Source organism: Brevibacillus invocatus (assembly GCF_003710915.1).
Classification (GTDB): Bacteria; Bacillota; Bacilli; order Brevibacillales; family Brevibacillaceae; genus Brevibacillus; species Brevibacillus invocatus.
This window is the reverse complement of the sequence record NZ_RHHR01000007.1, coordinates 51,080-69,238: the sequence shown is the minus strand read 5'-3', so window position 1 is coordinate 69,238 and position 18,159 is coordinate 51,080. Positions and strand designations below refer to the sequence as shown.

Sequence of the window (18,159 nt, the reverse complement as noted above, 5' to 3'; positions counted from 1 at the left end):
GCAATCCTAACAATCCCAAAGATTTAAGAGGGGGGTAGAATGATGGAAGGGACAAGGCAATATCAATTAGAGGTAAAAATATCACCCGACAAATTGGAAGCCGGAATCATTCTAAGAGCGGAAGAAACAGAGCTGGAACATATCCTCATTACCGAAACCGATGTATACAAAGCGCTGCAGCAGCATCGAGTGTCCTATGGAATCCGTAAAGATGCTGTAAGCAACTTGTGTATGATGCCTCAAAAATTTCTGAATGTGCTGTTGAACGTGGCAAGCGGAGAGCCCCCTGTCAATGGTGTAGATGGTTCGATCGAGTACCCTTACTTGGCTTCGGTTCAAGAAGAAGATGGACCCAAGGAAATGGAAGATGGGCGTGTCGATTTCTACAATCTCACCAGTATTCCCAATGTGGCGAAGGGTCAACTTTTGGCTAGAAAAAAACCAGCTACCGCTGGCAAACCAGGTACTTCCGTTACCGGAGAGCCCATCGCGCCCAAAGCCGGAAAGGAACCCGTACTCAAGCCTGGAAAAAACGTCGTGCAAAATCAAGAGCGGACGATGATTTATGCTGCCATAGACGGACAGGTTTCTTTCACTGATCGGGACAAGATGAACGTATTCCCCATTTTTGAAGTGAATGGGGATGTCGATTTTGGAGTCGGCAATATTGATTTTGTGGGAACGGTGGTCATTCGCGGGAACGTCCTGAATGGTTTTCGTGTAAAAGCTTCTGGCGATATCCGTGTCCTCGGAAGTGTTGAAGGTGCGGAGCTGGAAGCGCAAGGATCGATTGAAATCAAGAGTGGCATTGTCGCTCAGGATAAAGGCTCGATCAAAGCGGGACACAATGTGCAAACCTCCTTTATTCAAAATGCTAATGTGACTGCTGGAAATCAGGTCATTGTTTCGCAAAGCATCATGTTCTCAACTGTTCGCGCTGGCAAACAAATTTTGTGCAATGGCGCCAAAGGAATCATTATTGGTGGCGTTTTGCAAGCCGGCGAAAAGATTGCAGCTCGTGTGTACGGAAATACAAGCGCGACACCTACTATTCTTGAGGTCGGAGTGAAGCCGGAGCTTCGCCAGGAATTGGCTTCGATTCAAAAAGATTTGCAAAATGTATATGAAAATTTGCGCAAAACAGATCAAGGCTTAGGGGTTATCAATCAGATTCTCCAGGTGAGTGGCGAATTGCCAGCTGACAAGCGCCTGATGCAGGTCAAGCTTGCGAATACACGCTTAGTCCTGGAAAAAGAAGTAAAGAATTTGGAGTCACGCAAAAAAGAAGTAGAAGCGGAATTGGTAGGAGAAGTGCCAGCCGCTATCGAAGTGTATACCTGTATGTATCCAGGTATCAAGATGACGTTTGGGAAGCTGGTCCATTTTATCAAGCATGAGTATGCCAGAACTCGCTTCATGGTATTAAACGGGGAGATTACCGGAGCCACACTAATGTAGGGAACCTGCGCTACGTAACTTCTGGTGAATCTTGCAGGGAGAGAAGGGGGCTTACGCACAATGAGTCTGAAAGCAGTTGAATTGCAGGTGGCCATTCCTCGCATGACAGAAGTAGGACGAATTCAGGAGCAACAACTCCAACGCCCCACTCATGAACAAGTGCTGTTACATGATGAGCGTAAGCAACTGGATGAGCACAATCGCCAGAGACCTATAGATGTGGAGCATACGGAAAAAGGCATGATCCGTGAACGCGAACAAAGGCAGAAAAAAAAGACGAGCCTGCAGCGATTCTGACAACTACGGGTTCAGACTCGACGACCGAGGAGAAAACGGCAGAAGCCGTTGACATGCGTGATCCTTTACGCGGGCGTTTTATCGATATTTCGTTATAATCCATGTATATTATAGAAGATAAATAATCAAGACATGCCAAGATAAGGGTGGCTAGGATGGACGTAGTGTATATCATCTTGATCGGAGCAGGGATCGTCATCATGCTGCTTGCCTTGATCATCAAGCAAAAAGAGACAAATGATGTCAATCCTGAATTACTGACACAGCGCACGACGGACAAGGCAGAGCTGGAACGTGGTTTGCAACGATTCGGCAAACAAATCAAGCATCAGCAAGAGATGGCGACTGCGGAATTACAGCAGACTCGTTCTGATCTCTTGCAAGAGATGGCACTATTGCGAAAGCGTATTGATGAATTGGAACGGCTTGGCAATCCCCCCCAAGGAGAAGAGCCCAAGTCCGTATCTGTTGAGTCAGGCAGTACAAAGAAGGAACAAGCGGATGTGGATATGCTTGCCTTGAAGGAACGTTATCGCCGAGTATTTGAGTTGGAAAAAGAGGGTTTGTCACCCGATGAGATAGCCAAGCGCCTAGGAGCTGGGCGCGGTGAGATTGATCTGATCTTTATGCTGGCAGCAAAGCATGAGAGGGGTCAAGCCCATGCGTAAACGAGAATTGTTGACAGGCTTTGGTGCAGGGATTCTGGTTGCCACCGCAATCATTGGACTTACTGCGCCCAAGCCGGTTTCCGTTTCAGCACCTGGTGCCATGACCGAAGATCAGATAAAAGAAGCAGCAAAGGCAATGGAGATGGTCGTACTGAACAAGGAAGAGTACGAGCAGTGGCAAGGTGAAAAGAAAGTAAACGTCAAGCCAGCTGCGACTCCTCCCTCTTCCCCTGACAAGCCTGAGGTGAATCAGGTAACCCCACCACAGGTCAACAACGTTGAGACTCCTTCTGTACCCGAGCCAGAAGCTTCTTCGCCTGTTGAAGTACCAGCGGCACAATCCGCGACCGAAACGGCTCCCCCACAGGTAGCAGACGCACCGACAGCGCCCCAGACTGCTTCCTTTACCGTCCCTTACAAGGCTACGGCTGAAAAGGTAGCACAAATTTTGGTTGCAGAAAACATTTTGCCTGCTGACAATTCATTTGTGGATGAGTTGCGGTCACAAAACAAACTGAATCGAATCCGCGTTGGAACCTACGAGCTTTCGGTTCCAGCAACAGAGGAAGAGATCGTTAAATTAATCACTACACCGCCCAAGAGATAGGCGGCTTTTTTTTTTGCGAAAAAAAGGGAATTCGTTTGTTGCAATTGAAACACCCATATGATATATTCATTAACGGTGTTGAAATTCGCACGTCCACCAATCCCAGTAACGGTGCTACCATATGGTAGTTTTGCTGAGAAATGCGGTGAGGCGGAGGGAAGCATCACAAAAACCATTTTGAAGGAGGTGTGAAATATGGCAGTAATTTCGATGAAACAATTGCTCGAGGCTGGTGTTCACTTTGGTCACCAAACTCGTCGTTGGAACCCGAAAATGGCTCGCTATATCTTCACCGAACGTAACGGTATCTACATTATTGACTTGCAAAAAACGGTTAAAAAAGTTGAGGAAGCTTACAACTTCGTACGTGAGCTCTCCCAAAACGGCGGAAAAATTCTCTTCGTTGGTACGAAGAAACAAGCACAAGAATCCGTTAAGGAAGAAGCAGAACGCACAGGTCACTACTTCATCAACCAACGCTGGTTGGGTGGTACGCTGACTAACTTCACAACCATCAAAAAACGTACATCTCGCTTGGCTGAGCTGAAACGTATGGAAGAAGATGGCACGTTTGAAGTTCTGCCTAAAAAAGAAGTAATCGTACTTCGTAAAGAAATGGATCGCCTGGAAAAATTCCTCGGCGGTATCGCTCATATGGATCAACTGCCGGACGCTCTGTTCGTCATCGACCCACGCAAAGAGCGCATTGCTGTTGCTGAAGCTCGCAAACTGGGTATCCCAATCGTTGCGATCGTTGACACCAACTGCGATCCAGACGAGATTGACTATGTGATCCCTGGTAATGACGATGCTATCCGCGCAGTAAAACTGCTTACTGCGAAAATGGCTGATGCCCTTCTCGAAGGCAACCAAGGCACAGAGCAACAAACCACAACAACTGCGTAAGCATGTGTGAGAGGGTGGACTGAGGGTGTCAGAACCCCCCGTCCACCCTTTTTTGACGAAATGAATGAGTCTTTTGCAAGCGGTAGTTAGAAAGGCTATACTTAGACGGTAACTTATCAAGGAGGTTTCTCTCAATGGCAATTAGTGCACAAGCGGTTAAAGAACTGCGTGAACGTACAGGCGCAGGTATGATGGATTGCAAACGCGCGCTGGAAGAAACAGCAGGCGATATGGAAAAAGCAATCGATTTGCTCCGTGAAAAAGGTATCGCAAAAGCAGCGAAAAAATCCGGACGTATTGCAGCAGAAGGCTTGACTGCTACTGCAGTAGCTGGCAACGTTGCAGCAATCGTTGAAGTGAACTGCGAAACAGACTTCGTAGGAAAAAACCCTGAGTTCCAAGCTCTGGTGAAAGACATTGCAGAACACGTGGTTAGCCAACGCCCTGCTACGGTTGAAGAAGCTTTGGAGCAACCTTTCAAGGGTGCTGGAGAAACACTCGCTCACGTTATCAACGAAAAAATTTCCACAATCGGTGAAAACATCTCCTTCCGTCGCTTCTTCGTAAGCGAAAAATCGGATGCTGGTGCGTTCGGTGCTTACCTGCACATGGGCGGAAGAATCGGCGTTCTGGTTACTCTGGAAGGTACCCAAGACGAAACGCTGGCCAGAGATCTGGGTATGCACGCAGCTGCGTCCAACCCACGCTTTGCAAACCGTGAAGAGGTTTCCCAAGACGAGATCGAACGCGAGCGCGAAGTATTGAAAAACCAAGCGCTGGCTGAAGGCAAACCTGCGAATATCGTAGAAAAAATGGTGGAAGGCCGCCTGTCCAAGTTCTTCGAAGAGTACGTACTCGTTGAACAACCATTCGTTAAAGATCCAGACAAGAAGGTTGCTGCACTGCTGAAAGAAGCTGGCGCTACCTTGAAAGAATTCGTTCGCTTCCAAGTAGGCGAAGGGATCGAGAAGAAGCAAGAAGATTTCGCTGCTGAAGTAATGGCGCAAGTGAATAAGCAATAAGAAGGGGAATAGGGAACACCTTTGTGTTCCCTATTTTCGAACTGAGAGTTTCACATATGTGAAACTCTCCTGCACGTAAAAAGCAGATGTGCCCGCGTGTGTCGGAAGGAATCCGGCAATACACAGAGAATGACTCATGAATGGAGGCCGTTTCATATGCCAATTCCTGCCTATAAACGCGTTGTGTTAAAATTAAGTGGGGAAGCTCTGGCGGGAGAATTAGGATACGGGATAGACCCGAAAATTATTTTCTCCGTCGCCAATCAGATCAAGGAAATTGTAGAGTTGGGAGTACAAGTCGCTGTCGTAGTCGGTGGCGGCAATATCTGGCGCGGACTTTCCGGAAGCTCCAAGGGCATGGACCGTGCTACAGCTGACTACATGGGCATGCTGGCTACAGTCATGAACTCGCTCGCCTTGCAGGACGGACTGGAGCAAGTGGATGTTCCAACTCGCGTACAAACCTCCATTGAGATGAGACAAGTAGCTGAGCCATACATACGTCGACGTGCCATTCGTCATCTGGAAAAAATGCGAGTCGTGATCTTTGCTGCGGGTACAGGCAATCCGTACTTCTCTACGGATACCACTGCAGCTTTGCGGGCTGCTGAGATCGAGGCAGAAGTAATCCTGATGGCGAAAAACAAGGTTGATGGCGTATACTCTGCTGATCCTAGCCTGGATCCAAATGCGGAAAAATACGATAAGCTCACCTTCCTGGAAGTTCTCAATAAGGGACTAGGTGTAATGGACTCTACAGCATCCAGTTTGTGCATGGACAACAGTATTCCGTTAATCGTCTTCAACATCTCGGAAGAAGGCAATATTCGCCGTGCTGTAATGGGTGAGAAAATCGGTACTCTAGTAAAGGGGGAATAATGATGCCACAAAATGTAACGAAAGACATGGAAGATCGTATGAATAAAGCGATAGCAAGTTTGAAGAAAGATCTCAATACCCTGCGCGCTGGACGTGCAAACCCAGCCATGCTGGATCGCGTTGTGGTTGATTACTACGGTTCACCGACACCGATCAGCCAGCTGGCGAATATCAGCGTGCCTGAACCACGCATGATTATCATTCAGCCTTGGGACAAAGCAGCTTTGAAAGAAATCGATCGCGCGATTCAACAATCTGATCTTGGAATTTCGCCATCCAACGACGGTGTGATTATCCGACTCGCTATTCCTCCGCTTACAGAAGAGCGTCGTAAGGAATTGGTGAAACTGGCTGGAAAAAGCGGTGAAGATGCAAAAGTAGCGATCCGTAACATTCGTCGTGATGCCAATGACGAGATCAAAAAGCTGGAAAAAGCGGCGACTATCTCTGAAGACGAATCTCGTCGTCATCAGGACAACATTCAAAAGACAACGGATAAATTCATTGCCGAAGTAGACAAAATTGTAAAAGACAAAGAAAAAGATATCTTGGAAGTGTAAGGAAAGAAGAATCCCCCTCTATGGAGGGGGATGTATGTCTATATCTCTCATTACGGGGGAACACTTATGTTAGAACATCTAGCGCGTAAATGGACCCGCAAGGAAAAACAACTGGATATGACTGAACTGGATCGTTCCGGCAAGATTCCTGAGCATGTAGCAGTAATCATGGACGGCAACGGTCGGTGGGCCAATATGCGCAATCTTCCCAGAGTGGCCGGTCATCGAGCAGGAATGAAAACGGTAAAGGACGTCGTCAAAGCAGCAGACGAACTCGGCGTTCGCTACATGACCATGTATGCTTTTTCAACAGAAAACTGGAAGCGGCCTCGTGACGAGGTAGATTTTTTGATGAAGCTTCCACAAGAATTTTTGTCGACAGAATTGGATGAATTGATTGAACGGGGGGTGCGAATTCGGATGCTTGGGAGCAAGGATAAGCTGCCAGGTCATACGTTGGACGCCCTTTTGGAAGCGGAAAAAAGAACAAAGGACAACACGGGCTTACAACTTAATTTTGCCCTCAATTACGGGGGACGTGATGAAATCGTCAACGCCTTTGCTGAATTGGCTGAACTTGTCAAAACAGGAGAACTCGACCCGAAAGAGATCAATGAACAGTATATTTCCCGCTACCTGTATACTAGCGATATTCCAGACCCTGATTTGTTGATTCGAACCAGTGGAGAAATTCGTCTAAGTAACTTTATGCTGTGGCAACTAGCCTACACAGAAATGTGGTTTACGGATGTCCTTTGGCCTGATTTTACCCGAGATCATTTTTATCAAGCCATTGTGGAATACCAAGGCCGAGCTCGTCGCTACGGGGCGGTATAGCCGAGAGGTGGAATCAGTTGAAGCAACGAATCTTAACAGGCTTGATTGGCGGTATCGCATTTCTTTTCCTGATTTATTTGGGGAATGCGTGGTACTCCCTGCTTGTTCTAGCTTTGGCCGCTGTGGGCCTGTTTGAATTTATGAGGATGGCAGGGCTTCAACAGTACTTGACGGCAGAGATTTTGGGATATGTGTTGATGATCAGCATTGTCTGGCCATCCCTTGCCTTTTCTGCCTGGGTGGACATCAGCATACCGGATCTGATGCTGCCCGTCTTCCTGATGCTGTTGATATACTCCGTATTACGGAAAAATCAGTTTCACATTGAACACATCGCTCTTACCATTGTAGGAGCGTTATACATAGGCTACGGTTTTACATTCATGGCTGCAGCCCGAAACCTTCCCGACGGATTGATGATTACGATCCTCGTCTTTTTTGGCATCTGGTCAACGGATTCGGGAGCTTATTTTATCGGCAAAGCAATGGGGAGACATAAGCTTTGGCCGGAGATTAGTCCGAACAAGACAATTGAGGGAGCGCTGGGAGGACTGCTCGCAGCTCTAGTGGTAGTGATGGGAGTCAACGCTATTACGGGCTCCATTTCAATCACAGACGCCCTACTCGTTGCTCTTGTGACGGGGATCGTTGGACAGTTAGGGGATTTGGTGGAATCTGCATTCAAGCGTCATTACGGGGTAAAGGACTCTGGGCATATCATTCCAGGCCATGGTGGCGTGTTGGATCGATTCGACAGCATGCTCCTTGTTTTTCCGGTGTTGCATCTATTAGGTATTGTCTGACATGGGACGCATATAGAAAGAGATATAGAGGGTGAGTAGCGTGAAACGAATAGCGCTCTTGGGCTCCACAGGCTCAATTGGAACAAGCACACTAGACGTAGTTGAACAGCACCCTGAGAGCTTCTCGGTTGTCGCTTTGGCAGCCGGGACCAATGTGGAGGTGCTGGCGGAGCAGGTGAAGAAGTTTCGGCCACAACTTGTTTCTGTCGGTACGGAGGAAGCTGCGTTTGCCCTGCGCGGGTTACTGGGATCTGAAGCCAAGCCAGAAATTGCCGTGGGAGCGGAAGGATTGGAGCAGGTCGCTCGTCATCCAGAAGCCAACTTTGTGATGACTGCGGTAGTTGGCAGTGTTGGGGTTGCGCCTACCTTGGCAGCCATCGAAGAGGGAAAAACGATTGGTCTTGCCAACAAGGAAACACTGGTGAGCGCAGGGCCTGTAGTGATGAAGGCCGCTAAGGAAAAAGGTGTTCAGATTATTCCAGTAGACAGTGAGCATTCGGCTATTTTCCAATGCTTACAAGGAGAGCGGCGTGAAGATGTATCGAAAGTGATCATCACAGCATCAGGTGGATCCTTTCGTCATTTGACACGTGATGAGTTGGCCAACGTAACACTTGAACAAGCATTGGCACATCCCAATTGGAACATGGGTGCAAAAATCACCATCGATTCGGCAACAATGATGAACAAAGGGCTTGAAGTGATTGAAGCACATTGGCTGTTCGATTTGCCGTACAAGCAGATCGATACCATTCTGCATTATGAAAGCATCATCCATTCGATGGTCGAATTCAAGGATAGTGCAGTCATGGCGCAGCTTGGTACTCCTGACATGAGAGTGCCGATCCAATACGCGCTCAGTTATCCGACACGCATGCCGTTGCAAACAGAGCCTCTTAACTTGGTAAAACTGGGTACGCTTCATTTTGCTGTCATGGATTTTGAGCGTTATCCTCTGTTACAATTGGCCTATGAGTGTGGAAAAGCAGGCGGTACCTACACGGCTGTATTGAATGCGGCCAACGAGGTTGCCGTTGATCTGTTTCTAAAAGGCTCTATCGGATTTCTGGCGATTGAACAAATCGTACGGAAAATCTGTGATGCTCACAAAGGAATTGCAAATCCTACATTGGAAGAGATTTTTGCTGCTGACCAATGGGCTCGCTCGCAAGCACGGGCGTTCGTAAATAACGGTTAAGGCAGTACGATACTGGTATGAAAGGTGGCTGTTCAATTGCCTTTACCCAATCTGGATTCCGTAGAATCGGTTCTTGCGATCGTAGTCGTGTTTGGTGCTCTTGTATTCTTTCACGAGCTGGGTCACTTTCTTTTAGCCAAAAGAGCGGGCATTTTGTGTCGTGAATTTGCTCTAGGTATGGGACCCAAAATCTTCAGCGTGAAACGGGGAGAAACGGAATACACGCTTCGATTGTTGCCCATCGGTGGGATGGTGCGCATGGCCGGAGAAGACCCAGAAATGGATATGCTACAACCCAATATGGAAATCGCGATCGAACGCGACGCTGTCGGGAAGGTCACACATTTTCTGTTGGATGGCGCGCAGAGTGGCGGTTCAGCTAGAGCCATTACGGGTACCGTGCTCCGCTATGACTTGGAAGAAGCGCTGACGGTGACGATGGAAGTGGACGGAGAACAACGCAATTTCTCTATTCATCCACAGGCGCAATTGGTGAAGGATGGGCGTGAGGTTCAAATTGCGCCATTGAATAGACAGTTTAAAGGGAAAAGCGTGTCCCAGCGTTTTTGGGCCATTTTTGCCGGTCCTGCAGCCAATTTTCTGCTCGCCTTTGTCTTGTTTGTCGCACTGGGACTTTCATACGGTGTGCCCAATGATGCACCTTTGATCGGTGAGGTAAAAGCAGGAGGTCCAGCAGCTGCAGCTGGTTTGTTAAAAGGGGATAAGGTGCTCTCTATCGAGGGGACACGGGTAGAAACCTGGCAGCAGGTCGTCGAGATTGTCAGCAAGTCGCCCAATAAGGAATTGACTTTCGAAATCGAGCGTGAGGGTCAAGTTTCAAAGGTTCCACTAAAAGTGACTTCAGATGAGAACAACATCGGGAAGATCATGGTTACCCAATCCCTGACTTCTGCACCTGGTGAGGCATTGAAATACGGAGTTACCTCGACATACAAATTTACGGTCATGATTTTGAAAGGTCTCGGTATGCTGTTTACGGGCGGCGTAGGTCTGGATGATTTGAGTGGACCAGTAGGGATCTTTAAAATGACGGGAGAGTTTGCTCAACAGGGGATGGCAGTCTTGATGCAATGGGCTGCTGTATTGAGCATTAACCTGGGACTGTTTAACCTATTGCCGCTACCAGCATTAGATGGAGGGAGACTTGCCTTCCTCGCTGTGGAGGCTCTTCGTGGGCGTCCAATTGACCCGCAGAAGGAAGGAATGGTTCACTTCCTTGGCTTCGCCTTTTTGATGCTCTTGATTTTGGTTGTAACCTGGAATGACTTGCAACGATTGTTTGCATAGCGACGTAATACATGATGATGAATGACAGACAAATATAAAGGATGGTGCAAAATGTACAAGCGCGAGGAGACGAAACCGGTATTTGTTGGAGGAGTGCAGATCGGAGGACAGAAAAGTGTGGTCATCCAATCGATGACGACCGCAGATACGCGCGATGTAGAAAGCACACTTGCCCAGATTCAACGGCTGCATGATGTCGGTTGTCAGATTGTACGCCTGGCCGTCATCAACGAGGATGCGGCTCGCGCCATCAAACAGATCAAAGAGCGCTCCCCATTGCCGCTTGTGGCCGACATTCACTTCGACCACAAGTTGGCTCTGATTGCTCTGGAAAGCGGGATTGACAAGATTCGGATCAATCCCGGCAACATCGGCTCCAAAGAAAAAACGAAACGCGTCGTGGAAGCATGCCGGGAACGCAACGTGCCGATTCGAATCGGGGTAAACTCCGGTTCTGTAGAGAAGCGCTTGCTGGAGAAGTACGGATATCCGTCTCCAGAAGCAATCGTGGAAAGCGCGATAGATCACGTAGAAATTTTGGAAGATCTCAACTATGACAACATTGTCATTTCGCTAAAATCATCAGACGTGCCAACGATGATCCAAACGTATTCCTTGATGGCACAAAAACGCAATTATCCCTTGCATGTGGGTGTGACAGAAGCGGGTACTCAGTTTTCTGGAAGTATTAAATCCTCAGTTGGGATTGGGACCGTGCTGTCGATGGGAATCGGTGATACGATTCGCGTATCGCTCACAGCTGATCCTGTGGAAGAAATCAAGGTCGCGAAGCAAATCCTGCGCAGCCTGGATATCGTGAATAACGACCCTGTCGTGATTGCCTGCCCATCCTGCGGACGCTGCGCCATCGATCTGATCGGTTTGGCAACCAAAGTGGAGGACGCGATTTCGACGCTGAAAGTACCGCTCAAGGTAGCCGTTATGGGCTGTGCCGTGAACGGGCCAGGTGAAGCGCGTGAAGCAGATGTAGGGGTAGCTGGCGGAAACGGTGAGGGACTGATTTTCCGTAATGGTGAAATTATACGGAAAGTGAAAGAAGACGAACTGTTTGAAGAATTGATGAAAGAAATCAATGAAATGGTAGATGAGCAAAAGCCTGCTCAAGTAAAATAAGCTTTTTGGAGATCAAGACGTTGATTGCTGATGAGGCATAAGGAGGACACGCACGTGTTGAAGCAAAGCCAAATGTTGATTCCTACTTTGCGGGAGGTGCCTGCTGACGCGGAGATTGCCAGCCACAAGCTGCTGCTTCGTGCCGGAATGGCTCGCCAGCTGGCATCCGGTATTTATACGTACCTGCCACTGGCACTCCGCACTCTGCATAAAATCCAAGCTATTGTGCGTGAAGAGATGAATCGCGCGGGTGGGCAAGAGCTGTTGATGCCAGCGATGCAGCCCGCAGAATTGTGGCATCAGACAGGGAGATGGGATGTTTATGGTCCCGAGTTGGTCCGCTTGCAGGACCGTCATGATCGTTCCTTTGCACTTGGACCGACGCACGAAGAGGTCATTACCAGTCTGGTTCGCGACGAGATCAATTCTTACAAAAAACTCCCGATCAACCTCTATCAGATTCAGACGAAGTTCCGGGATGAGGTAAGACCTCGTTTTGGCTTGATCCGCTGCCGTGAATTTATTATGAAGGACGCCTACTCCTTCGATACGACGCAAGAAGGATTGGATATCAACTTCCAAGCCATGTATGACGCCTATACACGCATTTTTACCCGCGTCGGTCTGAATTTCCGTGCTGTAGAGGCGGATGCTGGCGCAATCGGCGGTAAAGGTACCTATGAATTCATGGCACTGTGCGAAATTGGAGAAGATACGATTGCCTATTCAGAAGAAGGCGATTTTGCTGCCAACCTGGAAAAGGCAGAAGTCGTGTACAAGCCTTCCGCAAAGCCAGAGGGTGAAGTGCCTGCGTTTGAAAAAGTTCATACGCCAGGAGTCAAAACGATTGAGCAATTGACGAAGGCAATGAACGTCGATGCCAAACAAATCATCAAAAGCCTGATCTACCGCGTAGATGAAAAGCTCGTTATGATTTTGGTTCGCGGTGACCATGAATTAAACGAAGTGAAGCTGAAAAATCTATATGACGCTACACAAGTGGGGTTGGCCCAAGAAGCGGATCTTCGCGCTTTGACCGGGGCACCGGCTGGATTTGTGGGTCCTGTGGGTCTCGATACTGAAAAGGTGGAAATCATTGCGGATAATTATGTGCAGGATGTCCATGATGGTATCGTCGGTGCCAACGAAGCTGATTACCACCTGGCTCATGTAGTCATCGGTCGCGATTTCAAGGTAGGACGCTTTGCAGATCTGCGCAATATCACAGAAGGTGACGAGTGCCCACGTACTGGCGGTGCAATCAAGTTTGCACGCGGTGTAGAAGTAGGTCATGTCTTCAAGCTGGGTACAAAATACTCTCAAGCGATCGGTGCCACCTTCCTGGATGAAAACGGACGAAGCCAACCGATGATCATGGGTTGCTACGGTATTGGCGTGTCGCGTACGATTGCTGCTGCCATCGAACAAAACAATGATGAGAACGGAATCATCTGGCCTGTAGCCATTGCGCCTTTCCACGTACATGTCATTCCGGTCAATGTAAAAGTGGACGAGCAAAGACTGACAAGCGAACAAGTCACTGAGCAATTGCATCGTGCGGGAGTGGAAGTCTTGTTCGATGACCGTCCAGAACGTGCAGGTGTCAAGTTCAAGGACGCTGACCTGATCGGTTTGCCATTGCGCATCACGGTATCCGATAAAGCGGCTCAAGAAGGTACGGTAGAAGTTCGTATCCGTAAAACGGGCGAGACACATAACGTAAATTTGGACGAGCTCGTACCAACTGTGAAAAAGCTTTTGGCCAGCATCGATCACACGGGGGCAGAACTGTTCGGTGAGTAAAAAGCAAGCAGGATTTGAGTAGGATTTTGTCGAAAATTACGGGGTACTTCCCTCATACATCGGGAGTACCTCTTTTTCATGCACGATGGCATGAGGGGCAGCATAGTCGTCTATGCAGCTTGGTTGTCGTTGCAGCCTAAAACCTGCCTCTACACAGTGAACGCTCCTCTTTGGGGAGGCTTCAATAGGGGTTTTCATATGGGAAGGTGGGAGTATCGTGGACCGTTTACAAGAACAAAAACATCGCTTCTCCCTGTTGATCAAGCAAATGGACGTACCAGCGGAATGGGTAGAGCGCTTTTTCCTAGACGGACAAATAGACAAGCTGGAGTTGTTTAAGCAAAACAAGAAGTGGGTGTTTCATTTTACGCTGCCATCCCTGTTACCTGCACAAGTGTTCCAAGCCTTCACTCAGCGTTTGACACAGACCTTCTCGCATCTGGCAGAAGTGGATGTGTTCTTTCGCTATCGCCAGCTACCTCCGCTTGAACTCGCTGTTGATGAGTACTGGGAGGTTTTGCTGTCTCGTCTGGAGGGGAGTCTCAATTCATTGGCTGTCACCATGCGAAGCGCGAGAAAGCTGGTGGAGCAGCAAGAGGTAAAAGTATATCTGCCAACGGAAATGACTGTTGAAATGATCAAGCGCAAGAAGGCCGATACGGAGCTGATTGCCATGTTCGAGCAGACGACGGGATGTGTACCGCGATTTAGCTTCCACGCAGAGGAAAGCGATGAAGCATACAAGGCCTTTGTCGAGCAAAGGGATGAAGAAGAACGTGCATTGGTAGAAGTCGTGATGTCCGCTGTCCAGCAGGAGAAGGAAAGTAAAGGTGGCGACAAGTCTGAAGCCATTACGACGATGATGATTGGGTATGAGATCAAGGACGCACCGATCCCTATTCATGAAATTCAGGATGAAGAACGGCGCATTGTCATTCAGGGTGCGGTCTTTAACGTAGAGCTAAAAGAGCTACGTAGCGGCCGTCATCTTCTGACCTTCTGTGTAACAGACTTTACGGATTCCTTGACGGTCAAGATCTTTTCCCGCGACAAGGAAGACGTCAAGATGCTGGAGGCACTCAAGGACGGCATGTGGGTGAAAGTACGAGGAAGCGTACAGCATGATACCTTCATGCGGGAATTGGTGATGAATGCCAATGACCTCAATCAGATTGAGCAAGTGGTACGCAAGGACAAGGCGGAAGAAAAACGTGTTGAGCTTCACAGTCATACACCCATGAGTGCGATGGATGCAGTGGTGTCAGTCAAATCACTCGTTTCTACAGCCGCCAAATGGGGCCATCCCGCGATTGCCATCACGGATCACGGTGTGGTGCAAGCCTTTCCCGAAGCGTACTCCGTCGCCAAGAAGAACAACATCAAATGCATTCTGGGGATGGAAGCCTATGTCGTAGAGGATGGTATCGACATCGTCTACAACCTGACATCGGAAAATAACCGGCCGATCGACGAGCATATAGAATACGTCGTTTTCGATACGGAAACGACAGGTCTGAATGCAGCTGAACATACGATTATCGAGATCGCTGCGGTCAAAATGAAAGGCTCGGAGATCGTAGATCAATGGACAGAGCTGATCGACCCACAGCTGGAAATTGGACCGAAAACCACCGAGATTACCGGAATTACCAATGAAATGCTGCGCGGGAAGGAAACGTTGGACGTCGTTCTGCGCAAATTCAAGGATTTTGCTCAAGATGCCGTACTAGTCGCACACAATGCTGAGTTTGATAAGGCGTTTATCAACGCATGTGCCAAACGAGTCGGCATGGAGCCTTGGAACAACGCATTTTTGGATACGCTGCCGCTCGCTCGCTTGATGTACAAAGGGATGCGCAATTACCGACTGGGCACGCTGGCCAAAAAGTTTAATGTCGAGCTGATCAATGCTCACCGCGCCTTGGATGATACTGTCGCTTTGGCGCACGTATTCCAGCAGATGCTCAAGGATATAAAAGAAGCATCGATTAAGACTTTAGCCGAGCTGAATGAGAAGAGCAACGAAGAAGCGGATTACAAGAGCAGCCGTCCTTTTCACGCCACCATTTTGGTGAAAAACAAAGAGGGGCTAAAGAACCTGTACAAGCTCGTCAGCCGCTCTCACGTGGAGACCTTTTACCGATGGCCAAGAATCCAGCGTAGCCAGCTGAGCAAGTACCGCGAAGGGCTTCTGATTGGAACGGCATGCAAGGATGGCGAGATGATGCAGGCGATCCTGCGGGGGAAATCACCGGAGGAATTGAAAGAAGTCGCAGCTTATTACGATTACCTGGAAATTCAACCTGTCGCGCAGTATTCTCCGCTTTTGCGCAATGAAGAAATCCCTTCTCTGGAAACCATGAAGGGCTATCATCGCATGATCGTGGATTTGGGAAAAGAACTGAACAAGCCTGTGGTGGCGACGGGGGATGTACATTTTCTGAATCCGGAGGACGATATCTTCAGGGACATCTTCCTGCTCTCCAAGGGAGATCCTACGGCCGGCAATCAACCGCCGCTCTATTTCTTTACGACCGAAGAGATGCTGGAGGCCTTTGCCTTCCTGGGTGAAGAGACGGCCAAAGAGGTTGTCGTAACCAACACCAACCTGATCGCTGACATGATCGAGGATGTCAGTCCGATTCCGGATAAGCTGTACACGCCGATCATCGAGGGAGCAGATGAAGAGCTGCGCCAGATGTGCTATGACAAAGCCCGTTCTTTGTACGGAGATCCACTGCCTGAGCTGGTGGAAAGTCGTCTGGAAAAAGAGCTGAACAGTATTATCAAACACGGCTTCGGCGTGATTTATCTGATCTCGCAGCGCCTGGTGACCAAGTCGTTGAATGACGGATACCTGGTAGGTTCCAGGGGGTCCGTGGGATCGTCCTTCGTGGCCACCATGTCCGAGATTACCGAGGTGAATCCGCTACCGCCGCACTACCGCTGCCCTAGCTGCAAGCATAGTGAATTCATTACGGACGGATCGATCGCCTCCGGGTTTGACTTGGAGGACAAGGATTGCCCTTCCTGCGGTACTCCATTTGCCAAGGATGGACAAGACATTCCGTTTGAGACGTTCTTGGGCTTTAAGGGAGACAAGGTACCGGATATTGACTTGAACTTCTCCGGGGATTATCAGCCGCGTGCGCACAAGTACACACAGGAGCTGTTCGGAGCAGATTATGTCTATCGTGCGGGGACCATTGGAACGGTAGCGGAAAAGACCGCTTACGGTTACGTGCGTAAATATGCAGATGAGCGCGGATTGACCTTGCGCAATGCCGAGGTCGCTCGCCTGGTCAACGGCTGCACCGGTGTAAAGCGGACTACCGGTCAGCACCCGGGCGGAATTATCGTCGTCCCAGACTACATGGAAATTGAAGATTTTTGCCCCATCCAGTTCCCGGCCGATGACAATGAATCCGAGTGGCGCACGACGCATTTTGACTTCCACTCCATTCATGACAATCTGTTGAAGCTGGACATTCTCGGACACGACGATCCGACCGTCATTCGGATGCTGCAGGATCTGACGGGGATGGACCCGAAAACCATCCCGCTGGATGACAAGAAAACGATGTCGATCTTCAGTTCTACTGAAGCTTTGGGTGTGACTCCTGAGCAGATTGGCTCGAATATGGGAACGCTGGGTATACCGGAGTTTGGCACCAAGTTCGTCCGTCAGATGCTGGAAGACACCAAGCCGACGACGTTTGCGGAGCTGGTACAGATCTCGGGGCTTTCTCACGGAACAGATGTCTGGCTGAATAATGCGCAGGAACTCATTCGCAACGGTACGTGCAAGCTGCCGGACGTAATCGGTTGCCGCGACGATATCATGGTGTATCTGATTTATAAAGGACTGGAGCCATCCCGAGCCTTTAAAATCATGGAGTCCGTGCGGAAAGGAAAAGGCGTGCCGGAGGAAGATCAGGAAGAGATGCGCAAGAACAACGTCCCGGACTGGTATATCGAATCCTGTCAGCGGATCAAGTACATGTTCCCGAAAGCCCATGCTACCGCATACGTCATGATGGCGGTACGGATCGCCTATTTCAAGGTGCATCGACCCCTTGAGTTCTACGCGACCTATTTTTCCGTACGCGCTGATGACTTTGACATTCCCCTCATGGTAAAAGGATCTGCTGCGATCCGGCAGAAGATCGAGGAGATTGAAGGCAAGGGTCATGACGCCCAACCGAAGGAAAAAGCCCTGCTAACTGTTTTGGAAATGGCGCTGGAGATGGTGGAGCGCGGCTTCTCGTTTGCCAACGTAGACTTGTATCGCTCAGACGCAACTCGCTTCCTGATCGAAGGAAACTCGTTGCTCGCTCCATTTAACGCGCTCCCTGGGCTTGGTACAAACGCCGCGATTTCCATCGTGAAAGCTCGCGAAAACGGAGAATTCCTCTCCAAGGAAGATTTGTTGTCGCGTTCACGCATTTCCAAAACCATTTTGGAATACCTCGAGGAGCAAGGGGCCTTGAAAGGATTGCCAGAATCCAATCAGCTATCCCTGTTCTAAAGCGCACAAAAGACCCCCGAATCATCCAAAGGTTGTCAGCGAAGGGCTGTTATGCTATAATTTTTTTGGAAATACTGGTTTTATACGCATGACAGATCGAGAGTGGGGAAACCCACTCTTTCTTTCTGGCCAAACCTCATGCTTCATTTTT

General features: G+C 49.0%; 15 protein-coding genes. All 15 read left to right on the top strand.

The window, feature by feature from the left end; translation table 11 throughout:
* Positions 1-39: 39 nt before the first annotated feature.
* Positions 40-1,458: a DUF342 domain-containing protein gene (locus tag EDM52_RS03040; RefSeq protein WP_122907527.1), complete on the top strand. Its 1,419-nt coding sequence runs from the start codon at positions 40-42 to the stop codon at positions 1,456-1,458.
* Between the two features lie 60 nt (positions 1,459-1,518).
* Positions 1,519-1,755 carry a hypothetical protein gene (locus EDM52_RS03035; protein ID WP_245996495.1) on the top strand — a complete coding sequence of 79 codons (237 nt, stop codon included), beginning with the start codon at positions 1,519-1,521 and terminating at the stop codon, positions 1,753-1,755.
* 155 nt (positions 1,756-1,910) lie between these two features.
* Entirely contained in the window at positions 1,911-2,423 is a 513-nt protein-coding gene (locus tag EDM52_RS03030; RefSeq protein ID WP_122907526.1) for a DUF6115 domain-containing protein, read from the top strand.
* Entirely contained in the window at positions 2,416-3,030 is a 615-nt protein-coding gene (locus EDM52_RS03025) for a DNA polymerase III subunit gamma/tau (RefSeq protein WP_122907525.1), read from the top strand. Before EDM52_RS03030 ends, EDM52_RS03025 begins: the two co-directional genes overlap by 8 nt.
* A gap of 195 nt (positions 3,031-3,225) precedes the next feature.
* The gene (rpsB, locus tag EDM52_RS03020; RefSeq protein ID WP_122907524.1) at positions 3,226-3,936 is read left to right on the top strand and encodes a 30S ribosomal protein S2; all 711 of its coding nucleotides are present in this window, start codon (positions 3,226-3,228) and stop codon (positions 3,934-3,936) included.
* 134 nt (positions 3,937-4,070) lie between these two features.
* Positions 4,071-4,958: a translation elongation factor Ts gene (gene tsf, locus EDM52_RS03015; RefSeq protein WP_122907523.1), complete on the top strand. Its 888-nt coding sequence runs from the start codon at positions 4,071-4,073 to the stop codon at positions 4,956-4,958.
* Between the two features lie 156 nt (positions 4,959-5,114).
* Complete coding sequence (gene pyrH, locus EDM52_RS03010; RefSeq protein WP_122907522.1) at positions 5,115-5,837, top strand: UMP kinase; 723 nt, start codon at positions 5,115-5,117, stop codon at positions 5,835-5,837.
* 2 nt (positions 5,838-5,839) lie between these two features.
* Entirely contained in the window at positions 5,840-6,397 is a 558-nt protein-coding gene (frr, locus tag EDM52_RS03005; protein ID WP_122907521.1) for a ribosome recycling factor, read from the top strand.
* Between the two features lie 66 nt (positions 6,398-6,463).
* Positions 6,464-7,234: an isoprenyl transferase gene (locus EDM52_RS03000; protein ID WP_122907520.1), complete on the top strand. Its 771-nt coding sequence runs from the start codon at positions 6,464-6,466 to the stop codon at positions 7,232-7,234.
* Between the two features lie 17 nt (positions 7,235-7,251).
* Positions 7,252-8,037, top strand: coding sequence for a phosphatidate cytidylyltransferase (locus tag EDM52_RS02995; RefSeq protein WP_122907519.1), 786 nt, complete (start codon positions 7,252-7,254; stop codon positions 8,035-8,037).
* 40 nt (positions 8,038-8,077) lie between these two features.
* Positions 8,078-9,235 carry a 1-deoxy-D-xylulose-5-phosphate reductoisomerase gene (locus EDM52_RS02990; RefSeq protein WP_122907518.1) on the top strand — a complete coding sequence of 386 codons (1,158 nt, stop codon included), beginning with the start codon at positions 8,078-8,080 and terminating at the stop codon, positions 9,233-9,235.
* A 36-nt stretch (positions 9,236-9,271) separates the two neighbouring features.
* Positions 9,272-10,543, top strand: a complete 1,272-nt coding sequence (rseP, locus tag EDM52_RS02985; RefSeq protein ID WP_122907517.1) for an RIP metalloprotease RseP — start codon at positions 9,272-9,274, stop codon at positions 10,541-10,543.
* Between the two features lie 51 nt (positions 10,544-10,594).
* A complete protein-coding gene (gene ispG / locus EDM52_RS02980) occupies positions 10,595-11,677 on the top strand; it encodes a flavodoxin-dependent (E)-4-hydroxy-3-methylbut-2-enyl-diphosphate synthase (RefSeq protein ID WP_122907516.1) in 1,083 nt (360 codons plus the stop codon).
* 57 nt (positions 11,678-11,734) lie between these two features.
* Complete coding sequence (locus EDM52_RS02975; RefSeq protein ID WP_183184813.1) at positions 11,735-13,480, top strand: proline--tRNA ligase; 1,746 nt, start codon at positions 11,735-11,737, stop codon at positions 13,478-13,480.
* 217 nt (positions 13,481-13,697) lie between these two features.
* Positions 13,698-18,008, top strand: coding sequence for a PolC-type DNA polymerase III (locus EDM52_RS02970; RefSeq protein ID WP_122907514.1), 4,311 nt, complete (start codon positions 13,698-13,700; stop codon positions 18,006-18,008).
* Positions 18,009-18,159: the final 151 nt, after the last annotated feature.

Excerpts from the sequence above, each read along its gene's own strand:
- EDM52_RS03040 (WP_122907527.1), top strand. The coding sequence starts at position 40 with ATGATGGAAGGGACAAGGCAATATCAATTAGAGGTAAAAATATCACCC.
- frr (WP_122907521.1), top strand. The coding sequence starts at position 5,840 with ATGCCACAAAATGTAACGAAAGACATGGAAGATCGTATGAATAAAGCG.
- EDM52_RS03035 (WP_245996495.1), top strand. The coding sequence starts at position 1,519 with ATGAGTCTGAAAGCAGTTGAATTGCAGGTGGCCATTCCTCGCATGACA.
- pyrH (WP_122907522.1), top strand. The coding sequence starts at position 5,115 with ATGCCAATTCCTGCCTATAAACGCGTTGTGTTAAAATTAAGTGGGGAA.
- tsf (WP_122907523.1), top strand. The coding sequence starts at position 4,071 with ATGGCAATTAGTGCACAAGCGGTTAAAGAACTGCGTGAACGTACAGGC.
- EDM52_RS03030 (WP_122907526.1), top strand. The coding sequence starts at position 1,911 with ATGGACGTAGTGTATATCATCTTGATCGGAGCAGGGATCGTCATCATG.
- EDM52_RS03025 (WP_122907525.1), top strand. The coding sequence starts at position 2,416 with ATGCGTAAACGAGAATTGTTGACAGGCTTTGGTGCAGGGATTCTGGTT.
- EDM52_RS03000 (WP_122907520.1), top strand. The coding sequence starts at position 6,464 with ATGTTAGAACATCTAGCGCGTAAATGGACCCGCAAGGAAAAACAACTG.
- ispG (WP_122907516.1), top strand. The coding sequence starts at position 10,595 with ATGTACAAGCGCGAGGAGACGAAACCGGTATTTGTTGGAGGAGTGCAG.
- rpsB (WP_122907524.1), top strand. The coding sequence starts at position 3,226 with ATGGCAGTAATTTCGATGAAACAATTGCTCGAGGCTGGTGTTCACTTT.